We start from the raw sequence: 355 nt of genomic DNA on the forward strand, positions 1-355 counted from the left end.
GTCGTCATCCTGATCGCCGGCGCCAACCGGGACCCGCGGGTGTTCCCCGACCCGGACCGGCTGGATGTGACCCGCTTCGCCGGTCCCGGGTCGGCTCCTCGCCATCTGGCGTTCGGGCTCGGCGCGCACTTCTGCCTCGGGGCACAACTCGCCCGGATGGAGCTCGAGATCGTCCTGGCGACGCTGTTGCGCCACGCGCCGGGCCTCACCGTGCTGGATCCGGCGCCGAGTTATCGCGAAACCCTGACCATCCGCGGCCTGCGAAGCCTGCGAGTCCGGTTGGAGGCTGCAGGCACCCGGCCGGATGCGAGCCCGGCGGACCAGACGGAACAGGCGGGCCGATCGGTCGGATGAG

At 71.8% G+C, this 355-nt stretch carries 1 protein-coding gene; it reads left to right on the forward strand.

The window, feature by feature from the left end:
* The coding region (locus AC559T_RS17535) for a cytochrome P450 (RefSeq protein WP_498869422.1) at nucleotides 1–354 on the forward strand (354 nt) is incomplete at its 5' end.
* Nucleotide 355 lies beyond the last annotated feature (1 nt).

The sequence above is a fragment of the Frankia sp. Hr75.2 genome, from assembly GCF_949319125.1.
GTDB classification, from domain to species: domain Bacteria; phylum Actinomycetota; class Actinomycetes; order Frankiales; family Frankiaceae; genus Parafrankia; species Parafrankia soli.